8 protein-coding genes are annotated in these 11,343 nt (G+C 45.2%); all 8 read left to right on the top strand.

Annotation, left to right across the window (positions count from 1 at the left end; translation table 11 throughout):
• Positions 1–5 precede the first annotated feature (5 nt).
• Positions 6–395, top strand: a complete 390-nt coding sequence (locus tag BUE31_RS25965; protein ID WP_073406793.1) for a hypothetical protein — start codon at positions 6–8, stop codon at positions 393–395.
• Positions 396–1,156: 761 nt separating this feature from the next.
• Entirely contained in the window at positions 1,157–1,936 is a 780-nt protein-coding gene (locus tag BUE31_RS25955) for an MlaE family ABC transporter permease (protein ID WP_073406791.1), read from the top strand.
• A gap of 2 nt (positions 1,937–1,938) precedes the next feature.
• A complete protein-coding gene (locus BUE31_RS25950) occupies positions 1,939–2,727 on the top strand; it encodes an ABC transporter ATP-binding protein (protein WP_073406790.1) in 789 nt (262 codons plus the stop codon).
• Positions 2,724–3,488 carry an MlaD family protein gene (locus BUE31_RS25945; protein WP_073406789.1) on the top strand — a complete coding sequence of 255 codons (765 nt, stop codon included), beginning with the start codon at positions 2,724–2,726 and terminating at the stop codon, positions 3,486–3,488. Before BUE31_RS25950 ends, BUE31_RS25945 begins: the two co-directional genes overlap by 4 nt.
• A gap of 449 nt (positions 3,489–3,937) precedes the next feature.
• Positions 3,938–4,129, top strand: a complete 192-nt coding sequence (locus BUE31_RS25940) for a hypothetical protein (RefSeq protein ID WP_073406788.1) — start codon at positions 3,938–3,940, stop codon at positions 4,127–4,129.
• Between the two features lie 20 nt (positions 4,130–4,149).
• Positions 4,150–4,995, top strand: coding sequence for a hypothetical protein (locus tag BUE31_RS25935; RefSeq protein WP_073406787.1), 846 nt, complete (start codon positions 4,150–4,152; stop codon positions 4,993–4,995).
• Positions 4,995–8,699 (top strand): DUF5977 domain-containing protein, encoded by a 3,705-nt coding sequence (locus BUE31_RS25930; protein WP_143167262.1) that lies wholly within the window; start codon positions 4,995–4,997, stop codon positions 8,697–8,699. Before BUE31_RS25935 ends, BUE31_RS25930 begins: the two co-directional genes overlap by 1 nt.
• A gap of 32 nt (positions 8,700–8,731) precedes the next feature.
• Positions 8,732–11,343: DUF6443 domain-containing protein (locus BUE31_RS25925; protein ID WP_073406785.1), on the top strand; the 2,612-nt coding region annotated here is incomplete at its 3' end.

Here is an 11,343-nt window from a genome sequence, read left to right as displayed (position 1 = left end):
AATATATGAATTTTTTCTTTGATTATATATTCTACAGAATTACTCAATTTATGTTTAAACGAGATGGTAGAACTGGGGTGACCGCTCTAATTTTTATGTCATTATCACAAGCATTTTTTTTAGAACTTATAATCAACCCAATTATTAAAAATTTCTTAACAAAAGAGGAGTTGGCTCACTACTCCAAATTCATTGGATGGTTCGGGGCAATTATTTTTGTCGCACTTTTCTTAATTAACAACAAAAAATATAAAAATTCTTATAATAAATATCGTTTTTACTGGAAAGACGAAAACACCAACAAAAGATTTTATAAGGGGATTCTCGTTATTTTATCCCTAATTATCCCGATTTCATTATATATATTAATGAATGTACACTGGGGAGATAGCTAGTACATCAATCTCCTCCCATTCTGGCGCGTGAGTATGACGAACCTGGCTTAAGCGCAAAGGCTACTCGTGCCCCGCGTTTAGGTAGCCAAAGTGCTATGTTGTAACATGATTTTTAAAAACAAAATACCGCTTTCTAAGTAACCAGCAATGCGGTATTTTTATTGCTAATGAGTGTCAAATATAAATTCAAGGATCAGGAAAGGATTATCTGTATAGTAGCGCAAGAGATTATTATGGATTGCAAGGATTAATAGACATCCTTTTAATTGAGCCGGAGGTAATGTAAACCAAAAGCTCATCCGGGCACGAGTAGCCATTACTGTCGCTGCCGCAAGCGTCCCCGGCTGGCCCGCAGGACAGGTAACCAACAATTAAAGTAGCCTGCAGGACAAACAACCTGCAGGCTATTTTAATGTTACACAACCAGGCATAAACGCACAGAACCTTCCTCCGGGTTATGGATTGCAGTGGATACCGGCCTTTCGCGCCTAAGGCCTGCAGGCGTATGAGCGTAAAGCCCGGCCGCAGGCAACCCCAAAAGCACACCTCATTGCTCCCTTAAAACCCCCATTCAAACAAAACCCTAGCTGCCTTGTTTATACATCAACTCAATTATTAAAAAATGGCGCAATCCGCTTGCCTGTAGCAGATACCCTCTTAGTATTATAGCCGGTCCCGAATTAACACCAGGGTTAAATTTATTTGATAGCGCTAAAAACAAAAAAGCGAACTATTGCTTTAATATAAAAACATAAATATCTATGACAGAAGATGTTACAATGCCGGCATGGAAGCGGTGGTTCGAAAACATTGGCGACCACGTTGGCTTTTTCTTTAAATTTTTCAAAAACATTTTTGCAGGTGGTTTTGAATGGTCGGAGTTTGTGCGGCAGTGTTACGAAATTGGCTACCGCTCAATGATGCTGGTTGGCATTACCTCGTTTATAATGGGCGTGGTGCTCATCGTACAGCTGAGGCCAACACTGGTAACGTTCGGTGCGGCAAGCATGTTGCCAAAAACGCTCTCGGTTTCCTTTATCCGCGAAATTGGCCCGGTTATTATCGCCATTATTTGCGCCGGTAAAATAGCATCGAGCATTGGCGCAGAGCTGGGCAGTATGAAGGTAACGGAGCAGCTGGACGCTATGGAAGTATCCGGAGCTAATCCTATTCAATACCTGGTGGTTACCCGCATTATTGCAACAACTATAATGGTGCCCATATTATCTGTTATTGGAGATGCGATAGGTCTTTTCGGCGGTTTCCTGGCATTGAACATCCGCGATAGCATAAGCTTTCAGCTATACTTTACCAAAGTAATTGCCGCACTTGATTTTACCGACTTTTTGCCTGCTTTTATAAAAACCATTTTTTTTGGTTTTGCCATTGGCTTTGTAGGCTGCTATAAAGGCTTTCACTCCAACAAAGGCACCGAGAGTGTGGGTATTGCAGCCAATTCGGCGGTGGTAACCGCATCGCTGTGGATCTTTGTTATTGATGCCATTGCTGTTCAGATAACCAGTTTGTTGTTTTATAAATAGGGATGGAAGCAGAAAAAGAAAAAACCGGACATAAGCAGCAGGCGCCCAAAAAGCAAGAGGTTGTTATTGCTATAAAAGGGCTTAAAAAATCCTTTGGTACTAAGCATGTATTAAAAAATATAAACCTCCAGCTGCACAGGGGTGAAAATGTAGTTATCCTGGGCCGCTCAGGTACCGGTAAATCGGTAACCATTCAATGTATTGTAGGGATGTTAAAACCCGATGGCGGCTCTGTTAGGGTGTTTGGCGATGAGGTGGCCGAAATGGATGATAAAGAGCTGAAAGCGTTGAGAATAAAGATTGGTTTTTTATTTCAGAGCGGCGCGTTGTATGATTCAATGACAGTGCGCGAAAACCTGGAGTTCCCCCTCACCAGGGTGTTAAAATTAAAGGACCGCGCAGAAATTGATAAGCGGGTTGAAGCAGCCCTGGATAGCGTTGGCTTGCTTGATGCCATTGATAAAATGCCGGCAGACCTATCGGGCGGGATGCGAAAAAGGGCGGGGCTGGCGCGCACCATAATAGTTGAGCCCGAGATCATATTGTATGATGAACCAACTACCGGGCTTGACCCGATAACCTCGCGCGAGATCAGCGATCTGATCTTATCTATCCAAAAGAAACAAAAAACGTCATCCATCATCATCACCCACGATATGGAATGCGCACGCATAGCATCTGACAGGGTAGTTATTATGGACGATGGCGAATACATAGCTGAAGGCTCTTTCGACGAGCTTCACAAATCAAAAGAAAAACTTGTGGGATCATATTTTAAAGATATATTATGAAAACGACATCCGCTCAAAAAATAAAAATAGGCCTGTTTACCTTTGTCGGCTTAACGGTACTGGTGCTGGTCATTTTTTTTATCGGCAACCAAAAAAACCTTTTCAGCTCAACATATCGCGTTCACGGGACCTTTAAAAACGTAAATGGCCTGCAGGTGGGCAACAATGTGCGCTTTGCCGGGATAAACGTAGGTGTGGTTCAAAACATAACCATAGTAACAGACAGTGCGGTAAGGGTTGACCTTACCTTGAACAACAACGTTAAAAAGTTTATTAAAACCGATTCGAAAATAAGCATAGGCAGCGATGGCCTAATGGGCGATAAACTGATAGTTATTGTCCCCGGTGGCATAACCAGTACACAGCCCGTACAGGATGGCGGCCAGCTGGCATCAATTCCGCCGTTTGATGTAGACAGGATAATTGGCAAACTAACAAAAGTGGCTGATAACGCCGCGGATCTTACCGGCGACCTGGCAGCTATTGTAAATAAAGTAAACAGCGGCAAGGGCAGCATTGGCCGGTTATTAAACAGCGACAAGCTCTCAAAAGACCTTGAAGGAACCGTTCAGCAAGCCAAAACCACCATGAAGAATGTGCATGCTACCACCACCACACTAAATACCGACCTTAAAGCAGCACAAAGCAACTTCCTATTAAAAGGATTCTTCAACAAAAAGAAGAAAAAGGCCCAGCAGGATTCAGTTAAAAAAGCCCAGGCAGCAGCAGATGCCGCAGCAGGGAAAGACAAAAAAGAATAGAATTAACCTGAAAATATGTCAACCATAAATCAGCGGGGTTTATGGTTGACGGGCTTTGTAAACATTATTACTACCCGCCGCCTACAAAATTTCTGCAAATCACAGCGCAGCGTCCTTTATGAAAGAAGGCCTTGCTGGAAAAATGTTATAAAATGCTGATTTTCAGGGTTTATTTATTTTTACTGATGGATGAGATTATCATGTAGTGTAACTATTTTAGTGGTAGTTCGGCAAGATGTTTTTATTGGTTAAAAATGTTTGCCGGAATATTGTGTAATACCCCTAACACAAAAAACAGTATTTATTAAACCTTGCTTTTTTCACATGGATAAAATTTCAACCCCACCTTTTTTCAGCGCCTAATTATTTTATAGCAATCATTTGAATAAAATGGCAATTGATAGCGCGGGAAAGCAGGCCGTGAATTTAACGGCATTAACCTCGGCGAAATGAACATGGTGCTGTTGAAAAAGGTGGAGGAGTTAACGCTGTATTTGATAGAGAAGGACAGGCAATTGGCAGATCAGCAGAAGATAAATCAAGTTGTTAAGCAGCAGTCTGATCTTCTAAAATCACAACAAAAGCAAATTGATGAACTGAAGAAAAGTCTTGATAATCTGAATCATAAAACTCACAATTAACAACGCAAAAGCCTCATAAAATGAAAACTTTTTTAATAACAACAATTGCATTTTTAGTTTTTACAATAACTAGCAAGGCACAATGGACCTTATCCGGTAGTAACATTTATCCAACAACTATAACAAATAATGTAGGCATTGGAACCACAACACCTGCATCAAAGCTTGATGTACAGGGGTTAATAAATATTGGCGCAGCAATGAATATTTATGCTTTTACACCTGCAACCATTCACATGGGAGGAAGCGGTAATACTACAAATGCCCCTTATGTAGTATTGGAAAATGCAACTCCTTATGGAGGATGGACACCCATGTCTGAGTTTCATATTACCAGCGATGGTACAAATGTTCCCGAAATTGGATGGACAACGGGCGTAAGGCCTGGAAATATGCTGGTACGCTCTTATGGTTACAGTGGCGGCGGCAACATTAATCTTCAGGCTAAAGGAATAATTAATTTTTTATCAAATGATGTGCAAAGGATGATTATTAATAATGCCGGTAATGTTGGCATTGGGACCACCTCTCCGGATCAGGCACTCACTGTAAATGGAACCATTCACTCCAAATCTGTTGTAGTTGATGCAAATATCTTTCCAGATTATGTTTTCAACCCAACATATAAGTTACCCACTTTAACCGATGTAAAAACCTACATCGACAAAAACCACCATCTACCTGATGTGCCATCAGCAGCCGAAGTTGAAAAGAACGGCCTTAACCTGGGCGAAATGAACAAGGTGTTGGTACAAAAGGTGGAGGAGTTGACGTTGTATTTGATGGAATTAAATAGAACTACGGCTGAATTAACCAAAACTGTAAAAGCGCAACAAAAGGAAATAGATCAGTTAAAAAATAAATAATGATGAAAAAAATATTATTTACCCTTTGCATTATTTTAAATATTGCGGCGATGCACATAAGTGTAAAAGCGCAATCAGGCTCTCAGACACAGTATTTTGTTCCCCAGCCATTTCCCCGGTCACCAACAGCTACTGCGCTGGAGAAATATGGCACCTACCAGGTAAATGAATTTACAGGGGTGCCGGACATTTCTATTCCTTTATACACTGTTGAGGCAGGAGGGTTTCAGGTGCCAATAACTCTATCCTATCATGCCTCTGGCATAAAAGTGACCGATGTAGCTAGTTGGGCCGGTCTTGGCTGGTCTGTTTCATCCGGGGGGCAAGTCACAAGGAAAACAATGGGACTGCCGGATGACGTAGCTTATGGATACTTGAATGGCTATATGTGGCAGCCTGGCACATTTAGCGCTAATACAATAGCTAATGTTGATTACCTGGAGAATGTAGCGACAGGGATTTATGACTCCAGGCCTGATATTTATTCTTACGATTTTCCTGGCCATGGAGGAAAATTCTTCTTTGACGGTTCGGTTGGTAAAAATTATGCGGTAAGGATGTTACCGTTCTCGCCGTTAAAAATCAGCAAGACGGGATCAATAAGCAAATTCAATATCGCGGATGAGCACGGTAATAATTATTCGTTTGGAGACACAGGAGGAACGGAGTCAACCTATTCGACATTAGGGGGAGCACTCACTAATTGGATCGCATCTGCATGGAAAATCAACAGCATGATCTCTCAGAACCGGCGTGACACAATATCTTTTACTTACCAGCAGGACCAAATCGATTATCCCTCGGCAGACAATGAGGTTTACACAGTCATTGACGGTATTAATAACATTGCGCCAGGTGTTTACAGCAACGCATCTTACAGCCTCGCACCTAACAATACGGGTATTACTAATATTACAAACGAGCTACTGCCTCAACAGATCAATTTCAAGAACGGTAAAGTTGTTTTTGAACTGGACGCCGCCCGAAGAGCAGATGTTGACGGAGTCGGTGGCAATCATGCTTATGGCCTGAACGATATAAAGATCTATAGATATAATTATGGGACTAAAACAATGGAACTGCAAAAGACCATTGTGTTTTATAAATCTTATTTCAACCCCACGAGTGCTAGGCGGCTGCGGCTGGATTCCATCCAGGTGCTGGATAAAGCAGGAAGTATCATGCAGCATTACCGCTTTGATTACAACACTTCTATTTCCTTACCCGACTATCCTTCCTATCTACAGGATTACTGGGGTTATTATAATAATGGGTATGACATTAATACAGGCCTACATAACACGATGCTTACCCCTCGACAGACCATATCTTACAGCGCGAACGGCTTGGGTTCAACCAATGTGACTATCGGCCAGGCCAACCGCAATCCGGATTCCACTTACATGCAGGCCTTCGTTCTTACAGGCATCCATTATCCCTCGGGTGGCTACAGCGCATTTACCTATCAAACCAATCAATATACGGATGCAGGAACACTTTACCAGGCAGGGGGGCTGCGCATAAAAACGATTAGTAGCTATGATGGTGTCAACCCGACGCCTACTGTGAAGACCTACGTTTACAACAGCGCCAGAAAGAACTTTTTGCTTGATTACGCTTATTTCTCAACATCTCAGACCCACCGTCACTTCAGTCCTTCGCGCGGGACAGCTAACCCATTATTAGACGGCTCAGAGACCGTGCGCAGTTATTCGAGTAACCCGCATTGTGATCTGGAGGCCTATGATGGGGCCACAGTGGTTTATCCGTCGGTTACTGAATATATAGGAACACCGGGCACTAATATAGGCCGGACAGATTATACTTTTACTGATCAACGTGATGCCATATCGGATGCTTCGATGGCAGGCAACCTGGTCTACCTAAGTTCATTTTATGTCAGGGGGCATTTGCTTTCCAAAAAGGAATATATTCATAAAACAGATGGCAGCTACCAGCCGGTGAAACTTACCACCAACAGCTATACCGCTTTTCCTTATACAAATTATGATGATGTTGGATTAGCCGTAAGGAAACAGAATTATAACGAAGGGTCAGCAGGAAATCCGATCGAACCAGGTACGGCAAGTCCTGACGATGCTAATTCTTATACCCCTATTTATTATTATATCACCTCCGACGACAATTACCTGACAGGCACGACGACGAAGCTATATGACATGAACGATACGACGAAAGCTACGCTATCCACGGTGAGCTATAAATATGACAACATCGCCCACCAGCAGGTAACCCGCACCTATCATACCGATAGCAAAGGCAATACTTTAATTACCCGGAGCAAATACCCCGCAGATTATCTGGCGGGCAACGCGGTGATCGACAGTATGAAAACGCGCAATATGCAGGCAGAGGCCATTGAGAAGTATGATACCCTGAAGAACGTAACCACCTCGGTTAATGCAATAATCAGTGGCCAGCTTAACCAGTTCAAAACAGGAAATTTAACAGGAAGTATTGTACCTGCTACAGTCTCTATCCTCAATATTCCTGCTCCTGTTACAGATTTTGTTGCATCAGGTGTAAGTGGAGTCAGCTTAACCAAAGATGCCCGGTACACCCAAATGATCAGTTTTGATAACTACGACCCTCAGAATAATATTGTTCAGTATACCCCCCGTAATTCCACCCCTGTTTCCTTGCTGTGGGATTACAATTATGAACTGCCTGTGGCCCAAATAAAAAATGCTACCAGTATATCACAGGTGGCCTATACCAGCTTTGAGGCGCCGCGTAACGGCGGATGGTATTACGCAGGTGCGCCGGTAACTGACCCTACTGCGCCAACAGGCAACATGGTATACGCCCTAAATCTGGGGGCTGTTACTTCGCCTGCTATGGATGCTGCAAAAGCGTATGTGCTCTCGTTATGGAGCAACAACGGCGCGCCAACGGTTACCGCAGGCAGCAGCCTTTCCGGTACGCCCTTACGGACAAGCAATAACTGGACCTATTACGAATACCAGGTGCCGGTCGGCAACAGCAGTGTTACCGTAAGCGGAACCGCTGCTATTGATGAGCTGCGGCTGTACCCTGCTGCTGCACAGATGACCACCTATGCATACAATCCTAGCGGTATTATAAATATAGCCGATACCAAAGGCTCCATCAGCCATTTTGATTACGACGCCTTTTCACGTTTAAGGAACGTTAAAGATTGGGCAGGTAATATTGTAAAAAATTATGGCTACCATATGTACGACCAGGTAGTGGGAAATGCGGCCATAGGTGCAACCTCCTTTACGCGCAATAACTGCCCTGCGGGCACTTCGCCAACTTCAACTACGTACTCGGTGCCGGCCAACAGGTATTATGGGGCAACCACAGCCGATGCCAATGCAGAAGCAATGTATGACCTGAACACCAAGGGGCAGATAAAAGCCAATACGGTTTGTAGCTGCCCGGTACAAAACATCTCCGTTACGCTAACCAACAATACGGGGAACGCGGGCTATCAGGCTACATTTACCGGCATTGCAACACCGTATAACTTCCCGGCAACGGGCAGCACTGTAGTAAGCGTTCCGGCGGGCACCTATGCAACGGTGAGCATAAACCCGTTTGGCTCATTTACTGCAACCTTTACCATGGGGACGCGAACACCCATAAGCGGGCACAGCGCCAGCTTTAGCACGGTAATAATAGCAACAGGCAGCTCTGATTTAACATTGAGCATAAACTAACCAAATGATAACCTGGTTTAACCACTAAGGCAATGCAAAAAAACAAAAACCTGACCTATAAAACTATCCTGGCTGCCATAACGCTGCTTTTGTGCTTTACCAATACCCTGGCACAAACGGTAAACGGGCCGCTAATTTTATCATCGCCAAATACAACGGGTAATTACAGCAGCAACGTGAGGGTAACGCTGAGCACAGGCTTTACAACAACGGGCCCATTTACCGCAACTATCCAGCCCTTTGACTGCTTAACACTTACCACGGCGCCAACGCTTACGGGTAACTATGTGATCAGTAACACCCCTCGGATCTCCGGCTTTACAGACGAGAGCCAGCTTACCGGGCTGGGCAGCTGCCAGCTGATGCAAAGCATCCAATATGCTGACGGCCTTGGACGGCCCATCCAAACCGTACAGGTAATGGCCAGTCCGTTTGGAAATGACATGATCCAGCCGCAGGCCTATGACCAGTATGGAAGAGAAGTTACCAAATACCTGCCTTACACCCCGGCAACCGGCACGGCAGGCAGCTACCGGCTCAATGCAGTAAGTACTGAGCAGCAGGCTTTTTATACTACCCCGCCTGCGGGCGTAAGCGCAATTGCCAATGCTTATGCACAAACCCTGTTTGATAACTCGCCGCTAAACAGGCCTGTTGAACAGGGCGCTACCGGCGCTGCCTGGCAGCCGGGCGGCCATACCGTAAAAATGGATTATGCCTCGAACAATGCAACCGCCTTCGCAACCGACTCGGTAAACGGCAGACAGGTGGCGCTTTATACCACAACCATTAGCAGCAGCGGGGGGCAAACACTAAACAGAACAGGCAATACAGCCACTTATGCCGTAGGCCAGCTTACCTTAACCATTGCTAAAGATGAGAACTGGACAAGCGGCAGGGCAGGCACCGTGGAAGAATATAAGGATATTGACGGGCACGTGATATTAAAACGGACCTATAATTACACCGGCGGCCAGTTACAGCAGCTCAGCACTTATTATGTTTATGATGATAAAGGCCAGTTAGCCTTTGTGCTGCCACCGGGAGCCAACCCGGATGCTGCGGCAGCCATCAGCACAACCACACTGAACAATTACTGCTACCAGTACATGTACGACGGACTGGGACGGATGGTGCAGAAAAGGATCCCCGGCAAAGGATGGGACTATACCGTATACAATAATATGGACCAGCCCGTTGCCACGCAAGACAGCCTGCAGCGGCTTACCAAGCAATGGATCTATACGGAATACGACGCGCAGGGCAGGGTTGCCATTACCGGTACGTGGATTAACCCGGGTACAGATACCCGCCCGGCATTGCAGGGCATACTTACCGCTATCAACTCAAACTTTTACGAGTCGCCTGCGGCAACCACCAGCGGCTATACCAATGTGGCCTGGCCAACCACTGGCACAACCACGCCGCTTGCCATTAACTATTACGACAGCTATAGCAATGCGCCAAGCCTGCCGGCACAGTATACGGCACCTGCCGGTGCCGACTTAGCCACCCGAGGCCAATTGGTAGCCTCAAAAACAGCGGTATTAAATACCCCTGCGAATATGTTATGGAGCACCCACTATTATGATTACTGGGGACGAAGCCTGACCGGTTACGCACAGCATTACCTTGGCGGCACGCTTAATGCCGGTAATTTTGATGCATTAAGCGCCACTTATGATTTCACAGGCGCAGCAACAACTACAACGCGCAAACACTGGAACACCACCAGCGCAACCGTACCACTGTTAACCATAACCAATACCTATATTTATGATCATGTCGGGCGTAAGCTAAAAAGCTGGGAACAGATCCAGAACGGCAGCAGCACCCCAACCACCAAAACGCTGCTGAGCAAAACAGACTATAACGAAATTGGCCAGGTAAAAACCAAAATGCTGCACAGTACGGATAGCACCACGTTTTTGCAGCCTGTAAACTATACCTATAACGAACGGGGCTGGCTACAAACCAGCAGCGCAAGCCTGTTCCAGATGCAATTGTTATACAATACCGGTACCAATAAGCAATACAACGGCAACATAGCCTACCAGCAATGGGGAACAGCAGCCGCGCCAAATACCAATACTTTTACCTATACCTATGATAAGCTGAACCGGCTTACCAGTGGAACATCGGTTAGTAATGATAACGAAACAGGGATTGCCTATGATGCAATGGGCAATATTACAACCCTGCAACGTTACCAGGCCGGCACCTTGATTGATAACCTTACCTACACTTATAGCGGCACTAACCAATTGCAAAGCATTACGGATGCCACCACAAGTGATTTAGGCTTAAAGCATGGTACCTGGGCTTATACCTATGATGGCAACGGTAACCTGAAAACAGACCCGACAAAAGCCACAACGAGCATAACCATAGGCTACAACCTGCTCAACCTGCCGCAAAGCATAACAGGTGGCAAAACCATTACCTACACGTATGATGCAGCCGGAAATAAGCTGCGAAGGGTAAGCCCGGCAACCGGCAATACCGACTATATCAGTGGCATCCAGTATGACGGAACGACAACCCCGGCGTTGACCTTTATCCAGACCGAGGAAGGCAAGGCGGTACCAAACGGAGCAGGGTATGATTATCAGTATTACCTGGGCGATAACCTGGGCAATACGAG

The sequence above is a fragment of the Mucilaginibacter sp. OK098 genome (assembly GCF_900142915.1).
Classification (GTDB): domain Bacteria; phylum Bacteroidota; class Bacteroidia; order Sphingobacteriales; family Sphingobacteriaceae; genus Mucilaginibacter.
The sequence above is the reverse complement of the archived record's forward strand: the minus strand, read 5'-3'. Positions and strand labels throughout refer to the sequence as shown.